This window comes from Micromonospora sp. NPDC048986, from assembly GCF_040649335.1.
GTDB lineage: Bacteria > Actinomycetota > Actinomycetes > Mycobacteriales > Micromonosporaceae > Micromonospora > Micromonospora alfalfae.
In genome coordinates, this window is record NZ_JBEZFJ010000001.1 from 996,488 (window position 1) to 1,012,358 (window position 15,871).

At 72.0% G+C, this 15,871-nt stretch carries 18 protein-coding genes; 11 read left to right on the plus strand and 7 right to left on the minus strand.

Annotated elements, in window-relative coordinates; translation table 11 throughout:
- Nucleotides 1–234: 234 nt before the first annotated feature.
- From AB0B94_RS04650 to AB0B94_RS04670, 5 genes are all read right to left on the minus strand, one after another.
- Entirely contained in the window at nt 235–957 is a 723-nt protein-coding gene (locus AB0B94_RS04650; protein ID WP_091396866.1) for a CDP-alcohol phosphatidyltransferase family protein, read from the minus strand.
- The gene (locus AB0B94_RS04655; protein ID WP_357268202.1) at nt 932–1,999 is read right to left on the minus strand and encodes an iron-containing alcohol dehydrogenase family protein; all 1,068 of its coding nucleotides are present in this window, start codon (nt 1,997–1,999) and stop codon (nt 932–934) included. The genes AB0B94_RS04650 and AB0B94_RS04655 overlap by 26 nt, the downstream gene beginning before the upstream one ends.
- Nucleotides 1,987–2,718 carry a phosphocholine cytidylyltransferase family protein gene (locus AB0B94_RS04660; RefSeq protein ID WP_357268204.1) on the minus strand — a complete coding sequence of 244 codons (732 nt, stop codon included), beginning with the start codon at nt 2,716–2,718 and terminating at the stop codon, nt 1,987–1,989. The genes AB0B94_RS04655 and AB0B94_RS04660 overlap by 13 nt, the downstream gene beginning before the upstream one ends.
- 77 nt (nt 2,719–2,795) lie before the next feature.
- Nucleotides 2,796–3,563 carry a hypothetical protein gene (locus AB0B94_RS04665; protein ID WP_357268206.1) on the minus strand — a complete coding sequence of 256 codons (768 nt, stop codon included), beginning with the start codon at nt 3,561–3,563 and terminating at the stop codon, nt 2,796–2,798.
- On the minus strand, nt 3,560–4,012 hold the full coding sequence (locus AB0B94_RS04670) for an NUDIX domain-containing protein (RefSeq protein ID WP_357268208.1): 453 nt from the start codon (nt 4,010–4,012) through the stop codon (nt 3,560–3,562). Before AB0B94_RS04670 ends, AB0B94_RS04665 begins: the two co-directional genes overlap by 4 nt.
- Before the next feature lie 109 nt (nt 4,013–4,121).
- Between AB0B94_RS04670 and AB0B94_RS04675 the strand changes: the two genes are divergently transcribed.
- From AB0B94_RS04675 to corA, 4 genes are all read left to right on the plus strand, one after another.
- Nucleotides 4,122–4,514, plus strand: a complete 393-nt coding sequence (locus tag AB0B94_RS04675; protein WP_030487774.1) for a CBS domain-containing protein — start codon at nt 4,122–4,124, stop codon at nt 4,512–4,514.
- Nucleotides 4,515–4,596: 82 nt separating this feature from the next.
- Nucleotides 4,597–5,055, plus strand: coding sequence for an ester cyclase (locus tag AB0B94_RS04680; protein WP_124770741.1), 459 nt, complete (start codon nt 4,597–4,599; stop codon nt 5,053–5,055).
- Between the two features lie 106 nt (nt 5,056–5,161).
- Complete coding sequence (locus AB0B94_RS04685) at nt 5,162–6,256, plus strand: PLP-dependent aminotransferase family protein (RefSeq protein ID WP_357268210.1); 1,095 nt, start codon at nt 5,162–5,164, stop codon at nt 6,254–6,256.
- A gap of 322 nt (nt 6,257–6,578) precedes the next feature.
- Nucleotides 6,579–7,727: a magnesium/cobalt transporter CorA gene (corA, locus tag AB0B94_RS04690; protein WP_357268212.1), complete on the plus strand. Its 1,149-nt coding sequence runs from the start codon at nt 6,579–6,581 to the stop codon at nt 7,725–7,727.
- Nucleotides 7,728–7,809: 82 nt separating this feature from the next.
- Here corA and AB0B94_RS04695 read toward each other — a convergent pair whose 3' ends face one another.
- Entirely contained in the window at nt 7,810–8,589 is a 780-nt protein-coding gene (locus AB0B94_RS04695) for a hypothetical protein (RefSeq protein WP_357268214.1), read from the minus strand.
- An 84-nt stretch (nt 8,590–8,673) separates the two neighbouring features.
- On the opposite strand from AB0B94_RS04695, the gene AB0B94_RS04700 reads away from it, so the two are divergent.
- Together AB0B94_RS04700 and AB0B94_RS04705 are read left to right on the plus strand one after the other, a co-directional pair.
- Nucleotides 8,674–9,204 (plus strand): peptidylprolyl isomerase, encoded by a 531-nt coding sequence (locus tag AB0B94_RS04700; RefSeq protein ID WP_124859782.1) that lies wholly within the window; start codon nt 8,674–8,676, stop codon nt 9,202–9,204.
- A gap of 94 nt (nt 9,205–9,298) precedes the next feature.
- Nucleotides 9,299–10,210, plus strand: a complete 912-nt coding sequence (locus AB0B94_RS04705) for a rhomboid family intramembrane serine protease (protein ID WP_357268216.1) — start codon at nt 9,299–9,301, stop codon at nt 10,208–10,210.
- Here AB0B94_RS04705 and AB0B94_RS04710 read toward each other — a convergent pair.
- A complete protein-coding gene (locus tag AB0B94_RS04710; protein WP_357268219.1) occupies nt 10,203–10,631 on the minus strand; it encodes a PH domain-containing protein in 429 nt (142 codons plus the stop codon). The two genes, AB0B94_RS04705 and AB0B94_RS04710, sit on opposite strands and share 8 nt — an antisense overlap.
- A gap of 112 nt (nt 10,632–10,743) precedes the next feature.
- Here AB0B94_RS04710 and AB0B94_RS04715 point away from each other — a divergent pair, with 112 nt between their 5' ends.
- The 5 genes from AB0B94_RS04715 to AB0B94_RS04735 all read left to right on the plus strand — a co-directional run bounded on the left by AB0B94_RS04715 (nt 10,744) and on the right by AB0B94_RS04735 (nt 15,844).
- On the plus strand, nt 10,744–11,916 hold the full coding sequence (locus AB0B94_RS04715) for an acetyl-CoA C-acyltransferase (protein WP_357268221.1): 1,173 nt from the start codon (nt 10,744–10,746) through the stop codon (nt 11,914–11,916).
- Nucleotides 11,917–11,971: 55 nt separating this feature from the next.
- Nucleotides 11,972–12,985 (plus strand): aminoglycoside phosphotransferase family protein, encoded by a 1,014-nt coding sequence (locus tag AB0B94_RS04720; protein ID WP_357268223.1) that lies wholly within the window; start codon nt 11,972–11,974, stop codon nt 12,983–12,985.
- A 111-nt stretch (nt 12,986–13,096) separates the two neighbouring features.
- The gene (locus tag AB0B94_RS04725) at nt 13,097–13,603 is read left to right on the plus strand and encodes a hypothetical protein (protein ID WP_238669971.1); all 507 of its coding nucleotides are present in this window, start codon (nt 13,097–13,099) and stop codon (nt 13,601–13,603) included.
- 89 nt (nt 13,604–13,692) lie between these two features.
- Nucleotides 13,693–14,385: a response regulator transcription factor gene (locus AB0B94_RS04730; RefSeq protein ID WP_124822475.1), complete on the plus strand. Its 693-nt coding sequence runs from the start codon at nt 13,693–13,695 to the stop codon at nt 14,383–14,385.
- On the plus strand, nt 14,378–15,844 hold the full coding sequence (locus AB0B94_RS04735; protein ID WP_357268225.1) for a HAMP domain-containing sensor histidine kinase: 1,467 nt from the start codon (nt 14,378–14,380) through the stop codon (nt 15,842–15,844). The genes AB0B94_RS04730 and AB0B94_RS04735 overlap by 8 nt, the downstream gene beginning before the upstream one ends.
- Nucleotides 15,845–15,871: the final 27 nt, after the last annotated feature.

Sequence of the window (15,871 nt, forward strand, 5' to 3'; positions counted from 1 at the left end):
GGCCCACCTCGCTGGGCCTCGCCGCCTGCGCCCCTCGGCCGCCCTGCTCACCTCACCCCGCCCTGCGCGGTGTGCGCCCCTCGGCTGCATGATCGTGCTCGAACCAGGAAGTAGTGGCCTCGGAACGATCGGATGGGCCTACATCCTGGATCGAGCACGATCATGGGGGCGGGCGGCGCGATCTTGCGCGCCGGGCGGCGCGACCCGACGGCGCAGCGCGCGGGTGGGTCTGGGTCAGCGCAGGGAGGCGCGGGCGGAGAAGGCGATGCTCGCCAGCAGGAAACCGCCGTTGACGATGGTGAAGGCGACCATCACCCAGAGGACCAGCGCGGGGGCCACGGCGAGCACCACGGCGGCCACGAACACCACAGCGCCGTAGTCGCGGACCAGCTTCACCAGGCGCACCGGCAGCGAGGTCGAGGTGACCATGCTGGCCGCGTTCGGGCCGGCCTGCATCACCGACGTCACCAGGTTGACCATCCAGGTGCCCGCGAAGGTCGCCACGAGCCAGGTCGGCGTGCCCGGCTCCTGCGCCACGGCGGTGGCGGCCAGCGCCGCCACCAGGGCGATCTGCGCGGCCACGTCGCAGAGCACGTCGACGCGCGCGCCGGCAGCGCTGCCCTGACCGGTCACCCGGGCCAGCTGCCCGTCCGCGCAGTCCAGGGAGTACGCCACCTGCCAGCCGACCAGGGCGAGCAGGCCGACCACCCAGGCCGGTACGTCCCCGGCGGCGACCGGGCCGGCGAGCGCCACCACGGTGACCGAGGTGGCCAGCCCGAGCACCAGGTTGGTGATGGTCAACGCGGTCGGTCGCAGCCCGAGCCGCTGGGCGACGAGCGCGAAGACGGCCCCCAGCCACTGGCTGATCGACTCGCTGAACAGGCCGCCGCCCCGGTTCACCCGGTGGAAGTCGGCGACGGTGGGACGGGGGTCAGCCAAGCTGGTCGCGGATTGCACCGGCGTAGTCTGCCAGCCGCTCCCGGGTCTCGGTAGGCGACAGTGCCAGGTGTTCGAGGATGGTGTACCGGTCCGGCCGGGTACGCGGCGCGAACTGCACCGCCTCGATGAACTGGTCGTCGGTGAGCGCCACCTCGGCGGGGAGCCGGGGCAGACGGTGCCGGGCGAGGCAGGCCGACATCTCCCGGAAGCGGCGAAGGTCTCCGCGCAGCCAGGTGCAGAACAGCGCACCCAGCCCGGCCAGCTCGCCGTGCGAGGCGGTCCCCGGGAAGAGCGAGTCGACAGCGTGCATGATCTCGTGGCAGCCGCCGCTGCACGGACGGCTGGTGCCGTCGACAGCCATCGCCAGACCGCTGGAGATCAACGCCTCGGCGAGGACGATCACGAAGGCGTCGTCGCTCATGTCACCGGGGTGGTTGAGCACGGCTTCGGCACCTGCCCGGGAGAGGGAGGCGGCCAGTCCGTCGACCGGCTCGCCGCGTACCTGCCGGGACAGCTCCCAGTCGGCCAGCGCGCTGATGTTGCTGATCACGTCGCCGATGCCGGCCCTGTTGTGCCGGTCCGGGCCGCTCTCCACGAAGTCCAGGTCGACGATCACCCCGATCGGGATGTGTACGCCGTAGGAGCCCTTGATCCCGTCGGTGATCAGGCTGGCCACCGGGGAGGCGATGCCGTCGTTGGCGAGGCTGGTCGCCACCGACACCATCGGCAGCCCTCGGCGGGTCGCCGCGTACTTGGCCACGTCGATGGTCTTGCCGCCACCGATGCCGACCACCGCGTCGTAGGACCGGGCGCGGAGTTTGCCGCCCAGGTCGTCGGCCGCGTCCAGCGTTCCGCCGGAGACGGTGAAGACGTCCGCCGAGCGCAGCGACGGTCGGATCAGCTCCGCGATCTGGGCGCCCTGACCCGGGCCGACCACCACCGCGACGTCGCCCCCGGAGGAGATCCGCCCGTCGGCCAGGATCGCGCCCAGGTCGGCGACCGCCCCGCGTCGCACGTCGATGTGCAGCGGGGTGAGGACGCTCCGAGCTAGTAGCGGCACGCGATCTCCCGCGCGCGGGCCAGGTCGGCGTGGTTGTCGACCTCGACCCACGGGACGTCACCGATCGGTGCCGCCCGCACCTCCCCGCCCCGGTCGGCGAACTCCTGGTAGCCGTCCTCGTAGTAGAGGTTCGGGTCCCGCCGCCAGGTCGCCTCCAGTGCGTCGGCGAGGGCGTCGGCGACCTGCGGCTCGATCAGCGTCGCACCGATGTACTCCCCGTACGCCTCGCCCGGGTCCATGATCTTGGTGATGCGGGTGAGCTGACCGGCGGCGTCGAAGGTGGTCTTCATCTCCTCCTCGGCCAGCGGCTTGAGGGTGTCCACGGCCAGCAGGATGCCCGGGCCGCGCTCGGCCAGCAGGGTCTTCTCGATGCTCACCGGGTGCACGGTGTCCCCGTTGACCAGCAGCACCCCACGCGCGAAGTACTCCCGGGCCAGCCAGAGCGAGTAGGCGTTGTTCCACTCCTCGGCCTTGTCGTTGTGCACCAGGGTGAGCGTGACCCCGTACTTCTTCTCCAGCTCCGCCTGGCGGGAGACGACCGCGTCCGCCGCGTAGCCGACGACGATCACGATGTCGGTGAGCCCGACCTCGGCGAGGTGGCCCAGCGCGATGTCCAGGATCGTCGTCTCGCCGTCCACCGGCACCAAAGCCTTGGGCAGGGTGTCGGTGTACGGGCGCAGCCGTCGTCCCGCTCCGGCCGCGAGCACCATTCCGATCATCGCGACATCCTCCCTAGTCCTGCTCCCGTCACCGGTGGAGGATAGCGCCGGCTGGGTGCGCCGCTCCGGCCAACCGGTCAGCCGGGCAGTGCCGCCAGGTCGGCGAGCATCGTCAGGCGCTCCTCCGCGCTGAGCGTCGCGTACGGGCCGGCGGCCCGCCGGTCGGTCTCCAGCTCGATGGCGAGTCGCTCGGGACCGGCAGGCAGGGCGGCGATGCTCGACGCGGTGTGCCCGGCGGCGGTCCAGGCGGCGGCGTGCGCGTCGGCCCGGTGGTGTCGCAGCGTGCTGAGCCGGTTGAGCAGCAGCACGCCCGACGGGGTGCCGTCCGGTTCGTACGGGGGTGCCAGCGCGGCGAAGGCCGAGGCGACCGGGTTCGCCTCCTCGTCGGCCAGCACCAGGGCGTACGACAGCAGTCGGCCGAGCATTGCCACGAGCCGGGCCACCCGGTCGTCGTGGCCGGCCCACAACTCCTCGGTCACCTCGGCGTGCACCTGGTACAGCTCGGCGAGGAAGGCGGCGCCCCGCTCGGTGGCGGACAGGGCGCCGCCCGGGCCGCGGTAGATCATCCCGTGGGCCACCTGCTTGTCCACTGTCCGCCGGCAGGCGACCGGGTCCTGGTAGCGGGTGATCGCCGCGAACCCGGGCCCGTCGACAGTGCCGCCGGGTGCGGCCAGCCGGGTGCGCAGGTCGACCAGGAAGCCGGTGGCGGTGATCCCGCCGTAGCGCTGGGACAACTCGGCGCCACCACCGTCCCGGCCGGCCAGGATGCCGGCGCGGAAGGTCCGGTCCACGGCCGGTGCGAGCAGCCCGGCGATCCGGTGGGGCGCCAGTTCGACGGTGTTCACAGACCGATCGACCGCAGGACGGCGAAGCCCTCCTCCGCGATCCGCCGGATCAGCCCGTTGTTGACGTCGCGGTGCTCGTCAAGCAGTGTCACCTCGTGTTCGGCCAGCCAGCGGTACTCGGTGTGCTTGCCGGCCTCCAGCATTGGGCGGTCGAGGTCGCCGTCGACGCGGACCAGGAAGTCGTACTCGGTCCGGGCCAGGCCGTCGTCGCCGACGTAGCTGTACTCGCCCACCTGGCCCAGGACGTGGGAGAGCACCCAGCCGGTCTCCTCGGTGATCTCCCGGCGCAGTGCCTCGTCGATGTCCTCGCCCGGCTCCACGTGACCACCGACGATGTCCCAACAGTTGGGAAACAGGCGTCGGTGTGGTGAGCGGCGCTGAAAGAAGATGCGGCCGTCATGGTCGACGATCAGCGCGCCGGCGCAGCGCAGGGGCTCGGTGGACACCATCCGACAGTAGCCAGCGTCCGCAGCTTGTGCGATGCCGCTCTTGTCCCGGAAACATCCACCGACCACCATGTCCGTACCGAATGCCACCGTCCCAAAGGGGTGATGTGTGATGCAGGTACGGGATGCGATGTCCAGCCAGGTCCTCGTCGTCGGTCCGGAGCACACGCTCCGCCAGGCGGCCCGGATGATGTCGGCCCGCGGTGTCGGGTCGGCGGTCGTGATCGACCCTGATTCCGAGGGCGTGGGGATCATGACCGAACGTGACGTGTTGAAGGCCATCGGCGCCGGCCTCGACTGCGACGTGGAACGCACCGGCGCCCACCTGACCTGGGACGTGGTCTACGCGGGGCCGGAGTGGACGGTGGCCGAGGCCGCCGCCGCGATGGCCCGGGGCGGATTTCGGCACCTGGTGGTGCTCGACGGCCGGGAGGTGGCCGGCGTGATCTCAGTGCGGGACATCATGCGGGTCTGGTCGGAGAGCCAGGCGGTCGCCACGACCTGACCGGGGTGGTGTGCGGGGCCGGATCGATGGGTAGACATCCCTTGCGGGCGCGGAGGTGCCGTGGCCCGTGGGGGAGGTCCCGATGCGTGACGCGGAGCGGCTGGTCGAGCAGCAGTACGCGATGCTCCTGCGTCGGGACGTGGCCCGGCTGCCGGATCTCTACGCCCCGGAGGCGTTCTACGCCATGCCCGGCGTGACGGTCCGTCCGATCGAGCTGCCCGCGCTGCTGCGTACCTGGACCGGCGCCTTTCCGGATCTGCGGGTCGACCCGATGGGCGCGGTCCGCACCGGCGGTGGCGCCGCTGTCGAGCTGCGGCTGACCGGCACCCACACCGGCACCCTGCATTCGCCATACGGCACCGTCGCGCCCACCGGCCGGCTGGTGAGCTGGGAGGTGGCCGACGTGGTCCGGGCCCGCAAGGGCCGGATCACCGCCTGGCGCTCCTACTTCGACTGGAGTCAGCTCCTCGACGCGCTCGGCGTGCAGTTGGAGGGGCTTTCCCGGGCCGCGCAGCACGACGCGCTCGCCCTTCCGGTCTGATCTGCCGCCGACCGGTGGAGTGCCGTCACCCGACCCGGTGGCTCAGGATGCGGACATCGCCGTGCCGACCGCGCGTCCCCCGCCGCCGCCCGTACGCTCAATATCCATGACCGCCGAGCAGTTGATCTCCTTTGCCCGTGGGGCTCCCTCGTTGGACATCGTCGATGTCGAGGGGCTCAAGGCCGCCGCCGTCCGCGCCTTCGACGCCGACCCCGCTGGGGTGACGGCGTACGGCACCTCCGTCGGGTACCTTCCGCTGCGAAAGTGGATCGCCGAGAAGCACGGGGTCGAGGCCGACCAGGTGCTGGTCACCAATGGGTCGCTTCAGGCCGACGCGTTCCTCTTCGACCACCTGGTCCGCCCCGGCGACGCGGTGGTGGTGGAGCGCCCGACGTACGACCGGACGCTGCTCAACCTCCAGCGGATGGGCAGTGAGCTGCACGGCATCGCCGTCCAGCCGGACGGCCTGGACACCGCCGAGCTGCGCAAGCTGCTGGAGTCCGGGGTCCGCCCCCGGCTCGCGCACGTCATCCCGAACTACCAGAACCCGGCCGGCATGACGCTGTCGGAGGAGAAGCGTCGGGAGCTGCTCGACCTGGCCGCCGAGTACGAGTTCACGATCTTCGAGGACGACCCGTACGCGGACATCCGCTTCCGGGGCGAGGCGCTGCCGTCGATGCTCTCGCTGGACACCCGCAACGTGGTGGTGCACGCGTCGAGCTTCACCAAGACGGTCTGCCCGGGTGTGCGGGTCGGTTACCTGGTCGGCCCGGCCGACCTGATCGCGTCCATCGCGAAGAACGCGACAAGCCTCTACATCTCCCCCGGGATGGTGTCCCAGGCGATCGTGCACCAGTTCTGCGTCTCCGGTGACATCGACCGCTCGATCGAGACGGTCCGGGCGGCGCTCGGCGAGCGGGCCCAGGTGCTCGCCGAGTCGTTGCGCCGGCACCTGCCGCAGGCGCGGTTCGTGGAGCCCGACGGCGGCTACTTCCTCTGGGTGGAGTTCCCGGAGGACGTGCTGGTCGACCGGCTCGCCCCGGCGGCCGCCGAGCGCGGGGTCGCCGTGGTCAAGGGCAGTGACTTCGTGCTGGACGGCGGGCGGCACGCTCTCCGACTGGCTTTCTCGGCGGTGACCGCGGACCGGATCGACGAGGGTGTCCGGCGACTAGCCTCGGCCGTCGAGGCCGTCCGCAGCTGAGTTAACTGTCGGGTTCCTGACAGAACGACGATGCCGGCCGTCCCGGGTCTCCCCTCCGGGCGGCCGGCTGGCCCACAATGCTGCGAGCGTCACCCCGCCAACTGCGGAGTTCACCGCCCGGCCTCCGGGCCGGCCCCGCCGGGTTGACGCGGCAGCACAACCTCCCGCCCCCACAGGTGCCGGGTGGGCCGTGTCGTCCCCCGCACACCCCCCGATGCGGCCCGGCCCGCCCGGCGCCGCCCCCACGCGACCGCCGTCACACCGGTCCTCGACCGCGATCGGCGTAGCCTGCAAGCCGCAGCTGAGCGCGGGAGGTGACGCGATGACGGATCGGACAGAGCGGGACCGGACGGCACCGTCGACCACCGGTCGGGTGCTGCGACCTCGGGCGTGGCCCTCCCCGGTCCGGGCGATGACCCGGATCCTCAACGCCGACGGCTCGCCGCCCGTGCCGGCCCCGACGGGCACCGGCCGCAGCGCCGTGGTCGACTGCGCGCTCTACGTCGACGGCAGGCGACAGCCCGGCGACTGGACCTACGCGGAGGCGTTGGCCGCTGCCCGCCGCGAGGAGCACGGCTTCGTCTGGATCGGTCTGCACCAGCCGGAGCTGGCCGAGATGACAGCAATCGCGGAGACCTACGGCCTGCACGAGCTGGCTGTCGAGGACGCTGTCAAGGCCGAGCAGCGCCCCAAGCTGGAGCGGTTCGGCGACGTCGTCTTCCTGGTGCTGCGCACCGCCCGTTACTGCGAGCACACCGAGCTGACCGAGAACTCCGAGGTGGTGGAGACCGGGCAGGTGATGCTCTTCATCGGCCCGAACTTCGTGATCAGCGTCCGGCACGGCGATGCCTGCCGGCTCGCCCCGATCCGCGCCGACCTGGAGACCAAACAGGAGTTGCTGCTGCACGGCCCGTGGGCGGTGGCGTACGGGGTGACCGACCGGGTGGTGGACCTCTATCTGGAGGTGGCCGAGCAGATCGAGGACGACCTGGACGTGCTGGAGGCGGAGGTCTTCGACCGCAACGGCCACGGGCGGATCCAGCGGATCTACCAGATGAAGCGGGAGCTGGTCGAGTTCAAGCGGGCGGTGGTGCCGCTGCAACGGCCGCTGATGACGCTGACCTCGCAGGTCAACCGGGACGTGCCCAAGGAGATCCGCAAGTACTTCCGGGACGTGCAGGACCACCTGAGCCGCACTGTGGAGCAGGTGAACTCCTACGACGACCTGCTGAACTCGATCCTCCAGGCGCGGCTGGCCCAGGTCACCGTCGACCAGAACAACGACATGCGCAAGATCGCCGCGTGGGCGGCCATCGCCGCGGTCTGGACCTCCATCGCCGGTGTCGAGGGCATGAACTTCGACAACATGCCCGAGCTGAAGATGACGTACGGCTATCCGGTGGCCCTCGCCCTCATGCTCGGCGTCTCACTGGCCCTCTACCGCTGGTTCCGCCGCAACGGCTGGCTCTGATCCCTGCGACAGCGCCGCTCACGCGGAAGCGCCGGCGAGGTGGGGGACCCACTCGCCGGCGCCCGATGCGCTGCTGGTGACCTCAGCGGCGGCCGTTGGTGCGCGCCGTGTCCTTGCCCAGCGCCTTGGTGAGGTCGTCGGTCGGCCGACCGGAGACGTCGGTGGCGCCCTCGGCGACCGACGGGACCTTGTCGGTCGGGCGGACACCGGTCTGCTTGGCCGGGGCGGTGGTGCTGGCGCTGGAGCCGCCGGCCACCGCCGAGCTGCCCGCGCCGGTCATCCCCGCCGCGCCGGACATGGCGGACCCGTCGGACCCCCGGGCCGCGGACGGCGTACGCACCTCGATCGAGTCGACCTCGTCGCGCATCGGCTCCAGGGTGCTGCGGGTCGGGTCGTACTCGGCCCACTCCTGCTGCTCCCGGCGGCGACGCAGCGCGACCGCGCCGGCCACGCCGGCGATGGCTCCCGCCGCCAACAGGCCGGTCATCATCGAGCCGCGACGACGCGGCTGCTTCTTCTTACCGGTGATCCGCATGGTCTTCGACTTGGCCTTCCTGGTCAGCGGCCCTGCCTGCGCGGCGCCGTCACGAGCAGCCGCCGCCAGCGGTGCCAGCGTGGTGAGAGTCGTCCCCCAGCCGGTCGACGCGCGGTCGCGTACCAACGCGGCGGTCGGTGCGACGTAACCCCGGGCCACCTGGACCCGCGGGCCGACGGTCGCGCCAGCGCCCTTCGCGGCGTGGTTGGCTGCCAGCATCAGGTGGTTGATGCTCTGGTTCAGCTCGGCCAAGGCCTGCTGCCCCTGGGACTTACGCCGCCCGAATCCAAACACGGTCCTACCTCCTGGGAGTTGTTCCTTCGTCATCCTCCACCTTCGGATGCCTCCGCGATGCCAGATCGGGCACATGGGAGGATCCGCATGGAACTGACCAACGAGTGAGGAGTACCCGTGGCCGAGGCTGTCTACGCCACCCTGCACACCAACGCTGGCCCGATCCGGCTGGAGCTCTTCCCCAACCACGCGCCGAAGACCGTCCGCAACTTCGTCGACCTGGCCGAGGGCAACCGTGAGTACACCGACCCGCGCACCGGTCAGCCGGGCAGTGGTCCGTACTACGACGGCACCATCTCGCACCGGGTGATCAGCGGTTTCATGGTCCAGATGGGCGACCCGACCGGCACCGGCCGGGGCGGACCGGGCTACAAGTTCGCCGACGAGTTCCACCCGGAGTTGCGGTTCGACCGTCCGTACCTGTTGGCGATGGCGAACGCCGGACCGGGCACCAACGGTTCGCAGTTCTTCATCACCGTGTCCCCGACGCCGCACCTCAACAACCGGCACACCATCTTCGGCCAGGTCGCCGACGAGGAGTCGGTGAAGGTTGTGGATTCGATCGCGAGCACCCCGACCGGTCCGAGCGACCGTCCGCTCCAGGACGTCGTCATCGAGCGGGTCGAGATCGAGCGGTCCGCTTCCTGAGTGACTGGCGAGGTACCTTTGCTCGCATGATTGAGCGCTCCGGAGCACGGCCGGTGCCGGTGGACCGTGTGGTGGTGGCGGGAGGGTCGGCCCGGTGAGCGAATCTCCGCCGACCACCCCGGTCTGCTACCGGCACCCCGGCCGGGAGACCTACGTCCGGTGCACCCGCTGTGACCGGCCGATCTGCCCGGACTGCATGCGGGATGCCTCGGTCGGGCACCAGTGCCCGGAGTGCGTCGACGAGGGGCGTCGCAGTGTCCGGCCGGCGCGTACCGCCTTCGGCGGCGGTACGGCCGGCCGGCACGGCTATGTCACAAAGGCGCTGATCGCGCTGAACGTGCTGTTCCTGCTGGTCTCCATCGCCTCCGCCCGGGGCGGGGACGCGGCGGTGGGCGGCTCCGGTTTCGGCGGCCTGATGGGTGGCAGCACGCCGTTGACCGAGTGGGGTGCGGTGCTCGGCCGGGCCTACCTCTCCGACTACACGCTCGGCGGGATCGCCGAGGGCCAGTGGTACCGGCTGGTCACGGCGATGTTCCTGCACTACGGCGTGCTCCACCTGCTGCTCAACATGTGGGCGCTGTGGGTGCTCGGCCGGTCGTTGGAGGCCAACCTCGGGCGGGTGCGGTTCGCCGCGCTCTACCTGATCGCGGGCCTCGGCGGCAACGTGGCCGCCTACCTGTTCAGCAGCCCGCGGGCGGCCACCGTCGGCGCGTCGACGGCCGTGTTCGGTCTCTTCGCCGCGCTGATCATCATCGAGCGCAGGTTGGGCCGGGACATTTCCCGGATCATCCCGATCCTGGTGATCAACCTGGTGTTCACGCTGGCCGTGCCGGGCATCTCGATCCCCGGGCACCTGGGCGGGCTGGTGGTCGGCGCGTTGATGGCGTTGGTGCTCGCGTACGCGCCGCGTGGTCGGCGCACGCTGGTGCAGGTCACCGGTGGGGCGCTGATCCTGCTGATCCTGCTCGCACTGGTGCTCTTCCGGACCGCCGCCCTGCTCACCTGACCGGGCGGGCGGCGCGCAGGGCGCTGGCCACCTCTTCCGGGGTGGCCCCCAGGTCGTACCGGCCGAACAGGTGCAGCGAGTTGCCCGCGTCGATCTCCAGGGTTTCGCTGGTCAGCCCCAGTCGGGGTCGCCGGTCGACGGCGATCGCCTCGACCGCCGACCACTGCAGCAGCCGCCGGCCGGCGAAGCCGTGGATGACTGTGAGCCCGGCCGGATCCACCGCCAATCGGACCGGGGCGACCAGGTCACGTACCGCCCAGCATGCCAGCGCGGCGGCGGCCAGGACGGCCAACGCCAGGCGGACGGCGTCGCCGTCGGCGAAGAGCAGCCCGAGCGCGACGAGCAGGACGGCGCCGGCCAGCTTCGCCGCCGGCAGGCTCGACGGCACCCGCCACTCCTGTGCCGGGGAGGTCTCATTCACCCGCCCAGCATGCCAGCGGCCGTCGGATTCCGGCACCTCGTGCGGGTGTGGCCGGACCACCGGTCGATGGACGACGTAGGATCGGGGCAGCCCAAGTTACCGGGGAGTAAACATGAGTGACGCGGTCATCGTCGGCGCGGTACGTACCCCGGTCGGGCGGCGCAGGGGCAGCCTCGCCAGCGTCCACCCGGTCGATCTCTCGGCGCACGTGCTGCGCGCCCTCGCCGAGCGCACCGGGCTCGACCCGGCCCAGGTCGACGATGTCTTCTGGGGCTGCGTGTCCCAGGTCGGCGAGCAGTCGTGGAACATCGCCCGCAACGGCGTGCTCGCCGCCGGCTGGCCGGAGACGGTGCCCGGCACCACAGTCGACCGGCAGTGCGGCTCCAGCCAGCAGGCCCTGCACTTCGCCGCCGCGACGGTGCTCTCCGGTCAGGCCGACCTGGTGGTCGCCGGCGGCGTCGAGTCGATGACCCGGGTGCCGATGGGTTCCAGTGTGGCCGGCGGCATGCCGTTCAGTGACCAGCTGCGCGCCCGCTACCGGGGCGTCGAGGGCTTCGCCGACGACGCGCCGCTGCCGTTCAACCAGGGGGTCGGGGCCGAGCTGATCGCCCAGCGGTGGCGCCTCTCGCGCACCCAGCTCGACGAGTTCGCGTTGGCCAGCCACGAGAAGGCCGCCGCCGCGCAGGACGCCGGCGCGTTCGATCCGGAGCTGACGCCGGTGCCGCTCGCCGACGGTGGCAAGTTCGCCGCCGACGAGGGCATCCGCCGGGAGACCTCCCTGGAGAAGCTGGGTGAGCTGGCCACCCCGTTCCGGGCCGACGGTGTGGTGACCGCCGGTTCCGCGTCCCAGATCTCCGACGGCGCCGCGGCCCTCGCAGTGACCACCTCCGACTGGGCCAGCCGCCACGGCCTGCGCCCGTTGGCCCGGATCCACACAGCGGTGGTCGCCGCCGACGACCCGGTCACCATGCTCACCGCGCCCATCCCGGCCACCGCGAAGGCGCTGCGCCGCGCGGGGCTGGGCATCGAGGAGATCGGCGTGTACGAGGTGAACGAGGCGTTCGCCCCGGTGCCGCTGGCCTGGCTGGCGGAGACCGAGGCGGACCCGGAGCGGCTCAACCCGCGCGGTGGAGCGATCGCCCTCGGCCACCCGCTCGGCGGCTCCGGTGCCCGGATCATGACCACCATGCTCCAGCACATGAGGGACAACGGCATCCGCTACGGCCTGCAGACCATGTGCGAGGGCGGCGGCATGGCCAATGCCACAATCGTCGAACTGGTCTGACCCGGGGCGGGAAACGCCTCGCCTCGACGCGGGACGGCCGCCTAAGGTGCCCAGCGTGACGACGATCGCCGGTGAGCGCACCCCCGACTGGTCCAACGAGCAGTGGCAGGTGCGGGCCCGATCCTGGGTCGACGCGCAGCTGAGCCGGGCCGGCCGGCGGGTGACCGGGCTGGTGGAGCCGAGGCTGCGACCCTGGTCGCTGGTCTGGCGGGTGCCCACTGACGACGGCCCGGTCTGGTTCAAGGCCAACAACCCGGGCACCGTGCACGAGGCGGTCCTGATCGCGGCGCTCGCCGAGTTGACGCCCGACCGGGTGCTGACGCCGATCGCTGTGGACCCGACGCAGGGCTGGTCACTGCTGCCCGACGGCGGCGAGTCGTTGCGTGACGTGCTGGCGCGTGACCCCGATCTGACGCACTGGGAGCGGGCGCTGCCCGGGTACGCGGCACTGCAACTGGCGAGCGCGCCGCGCGCCGACGAGCTGGTCGCCCTGGGCGTGCCGGATCAGCGTCCGGAGGTGCTGGCCGACCTCTTCGCCGAGCTGCTCGACGATCGCGAGGCGCTGCTGATCGGCGCCGAGGGCGGGCTCCGTCCGGAGGTGCACGAGCGGTTGCGGGCCGAGTTGCCGTCGTACGCGCAGCGGTGCCGCCGGCTCGCCGACATCGGCATTCCGGCCACTGTGCAACACGACGACCTGCACGACGGCAACGTCTTCGCCGGTGACGCCGGCTACCGCTACTTCGACTGGGGTGACGCCTCGGTGGCGCACCCGTTCGGCACGTTGCTGGTGACCCTGCGTGCCGTCGGGCACGGGGGGAAGCTCGCCGCCGACGACGCCCAACTGGCCCGGTTGCGCGACGCCTACCTGGAGGCGTGGACCGACCGGTACGACCGGCGGACCCTCGTGGAGGCCGCCGACCTCGCGATCGGTCTGGGGCCGGTCAGCCGCTCGCTCTCCTGGCGTCGGGCACTGGACACCCCCGAGGAGTCCCGCGCCGAGTACGCCGACGCGGTCCCGGGTTGGCTGGAAGAGCTGTTCGCCGCCAGTCCACTTCAGCCCAACTCCTGACCATGATCCGCCTGAGTCGGAAGTCGGACAGGCAGTGCGACAGGCGGCGTGGAACTTCCAAAAAACCTGCGTGACCCACGTCACCCTGCTGGGGACGTCGTTGGGCAGGTCATGGACGTCTTCTCCCGAACGTTCCTCCCGGCCGCCGCTGAGGCTGGCCTGGCCGTGCAGACGGTGAGCCGGCACATGCCGGTCTTCCGGCGCTGCGTCGGCTCCGGTGACGCCACCATCCTGGTCACCCGTTGCAGCCGCCCCGACCGCCCGGTCACCGGCGACTACCTGTTGCTACTCACGCACCGCCGCCTGGTGGTGACCCAGCAGACCCGGCTCCTGCACCGACTGCGCCTGCACCTCAACACCGAGCTGCGCGAGCTGAGCAACGTCACCTGGAGCCCGGACCCGCGGCTGCAGTCGGTGGAGATGGCGGCCACCGCAATCGACGGGATCCGTGAGCGGTTCCTGATCCGGACCACTCACCCGAAGCAGGTCTGGCAGCTCGACGCGTTGCTCAACCAGGCGTTCCGGACCCGCCTGCGGCCGCCCGGCGCGCGGGTCGTCGCCAGCATCGGCGACGCGCCGGCCGCCGCCCGGCCCGGGATGTTCGCACCGTCCTGGTGAGCTGACCCTGATCGGGCGTCGCACCGCCTTTACCGAACTCGAACACGCGCCGATCGCGCCGAGCCCACCGGGTCGGCAATCATGGGCCGGTGACAGTCGAACCACCGCATCGCGGGCTCGTCCTCGTCGTGGAGGACGAGCCGGCCATCGCCGACCTGGTCCGGCTCTACCTGACCCGGGACGGGTTCGGCGTCCACCTGGAGCGTGACGGCGAGGCCGGTCTGAGCGCGGCCCGCCGGTTGCGTCCGGTGGCCTGCGTCCTGGACATCGCGCTGCCGGGTCTGCCCGGCACCGAGATCTGCCGCCGGCTGCGCGAGGCCGGCGACTGGACCCCTGTCATCTTCCTCACCGCCCGCGACGACGAGGTGGATCGGATCGTCGGCCTGGAGTTGGGCGCCGACGACTACGTTACCAAGCCGTTCAGCCCCCGGGAGCTGGTCGCCAGGGTCCGCGCGGTGCTGCGCCGATCCGCCGGCGGCCCGGAGGGCGCTGACCGGCCACGTGTCGTCGGCCCGGTGACGCTCGACCCGGCCCGCCGCACTGTCACCGCCGCCGGTGCCCCGGTGCAGCTCACCTCCACCGAGTTCGACCTGCTGGCCCACCTGATGGCCCGGCCCGGCCGGGTCTTCACCCGGGAGGAGTTGCTGGCCGGAGTGTGGGGCTACGCGGCGCACGCCGGCACCCGGACGGTGGACGTGCACGTTGCCCAGGTGCGGGCGAAACTCGGCCCGGCGAGCGTGATCCGGACCCACCGCGGCGTCGGGTACGCGGTAGATGCCTGACCACAGCGGGCACGTCGAGTCGCCGACCATGGCCCTGCCGGTGGTCGGCGCCGTCAAACCCACAACACCCCGACGAGGCCGACCCGGTCGTACGCTGACCGCCCGCGCGGTGCTCGTCACCTGCGCGGTGGCGCTGGTGTCGGTGCTGGTCACCGCCATCGTCGCGGTGCCGTTGGCGATCCGTGGCGCGGAGCGGAGCGAGCAGGAGGCGCTCGCCGCCCAGGCCCGACTCGCCGCCGAGGTGCTGCGGACCCGCCTCGACCGGGGTCGCAGCGCCGACGAGGAACGGCTCATCCAACAACTGCGCGACCAGGGCATCGACGCGTACCTGATCCGCCGTGGCGCTGTCGACCGGGCGGGTCTGCCACAGCGGGTGGTGCAGCGGATCGGGCAGGGCCGCAACGTGTCCGCTCGCCGCTCGGTGAACGGTGAGCGGGCCCTGGTCGAGGGTCGGGCCCTGCCCGGCGGCAACGGGGTGGTGCTCTCCCGTCCGCTGGCCGACGGGCTGTGGGCCCGGGTGCTGCTCAGCCTGTGGTTGCCGCTGTTGGCCGGGTTGACCGCCGGTGTGGTGGCCGGGCTGCTGCTGGCCCGTCGGCTGGCCCGGCCGATCCGGGTCGCGGCCACCGCCGCCGCCCGGCTGCGCGCCGGTGACCGCGCCGTCCGGGTGCCGGTCGAGCCGCCGGACGAGGTCGCCGACCTGGCTGAGGCGTTGAACGGGCTGGCTGCCGCGCTGGCCACCAGCGAGGGCAGACAGCGGGAGTTCCTGCTCTCCGTCTCGCACGAGCTGCGCACCCCGCTGACCGCGATCCGGGGGTACGCCGAGGCGCTCGCCGACGGGGTGCTCGGTGCCGACGACACTGTCGACACCGGTCGGACGATGCTGGCCGAGGCGCAACACCTGGACCGGCTGATCGGCGACCTGTTGGCACTGGCCCGGCTGGAGGCCGCCGACTTTCCCCTCGAACCGGTGCCGGTGGACCTGACCCGACTGGCAGTGGACGCGGAGCCGACCTGGTCCGGTCGGTGTGCGGCGGTGGGCGTGCCGTTCCGGGTGGAGACGCCCGGTCAGCCGGTGCCCGCGTACACCGATCCGGGGAGGATCCGGCAGGTGCTGGACGGGCTGTTGGAGAACGCGCTGCGGGTCGTACCCCCGGGGTCGCCGGTGGTGCTCGCGGTCCGGCCGGCCGGCGCGGACCCGGGGCACGGCGGCGTGTTGGAGGTTCGCGACGGCGGGCCCGGCTTCACCGACGACGACCTGGCGGTGGCCTTCGAACGCGGTGCGCTGCACGAGCGTTACCGGGGGGTGCGCAAGGTGGGCAGCGGACTGGGGTTGGCGCTGGCCGCCGGGCTGGTCCGCCGGTTGGGCGGGGAGATCGCCGCGGGGCACGCGCCGGAGGGCGGTGCCGCCTTCACCGTCCGGCTGCCCGGTGATCCTTACCTGACCCGAACATCGGCCTGACGCTCCGCTCGTCGTTCCCGGGAAGGC

What these genes read in the sequence shown, in the direction of transcription:
- corA (WP_357268212.1), top strand. Translation starts at nt 6,579, where the DNA reads ATGACGGATCGGACAGAGCGGGACCGGACGGCACCGTCGACCACCGGT.
- AB0B94_RS04680 (WP_124770741.1), top strand. Translation starts at nt 4,597, where the DNA reads ATGCGTGACGCGGAGCGGCTGGTCGAGCAGCAGTACGCGATGCTCCTG.
- AB0B94_RS04735 (WP_357268225.1), top strand. Translation starts at nt 14,378, where the DNA reads ATGCCTGACCACAGCGGGCACGTCGAGTCGCCGACCATGGCCCTGCCG.
- AB0B94_RS04660 (WP_357268204.1), bottom strand. Translation starts at nt 2,718, where the DNA reads ATGATCGGAATGGTGCTCGCGGCCGGAGCGGGACGACGGCTGCGCCCG.
- AB0B94_RS04675 (WP_030487774.1), top strand. Translation starts at nt 4,122, where the DNA reads ATGCAGGTACGGGATGCGATGTCCAGCCAGGTCCTCGTCGTCGGTCCG.
- AB0B94_RS04670 (WP_357268208.1), bottom strand. Translation starts at nt 4,012, where the DNA reads ATGGTGTCCACCGAGCCCCTGCGCTGCGCCGGCGCGCTGATCGTCGAC.
- AB0B94_RS04695 (WP_357268214.1), bottom strand. Translation starts at nt 8,589, where the DNA reads ATGACGAAGGAACAACTCCCAGGAGGTAGGACCGTGTTTGGATTCGGG.
- AB0B94_RS04725 (WP_238669971.1), top strand. Translation starts at nt 13,097, where the DNA reads ATGGACGTCTTCTCCCGAACGTTCCTCCCGGCCGCCGCTGAGGCTGGC.
- AB0B94_RS04685 (WP_357268210.1), top strand. Translation starts at nt 5,162, where the DNA reads ATGACCGCCGAGCAGTTGATCTCCTTTGCCCGTGGGGCTCCCTCGTTG.
- AB0B94_RS04715 (WP_357268221.1), top strand. Translation starts at nt 10,744, where the DNA reads ATGAGTGACGCGGTCATCGTCGGCGCGGTACGTACCCCGGTCGGGCGG.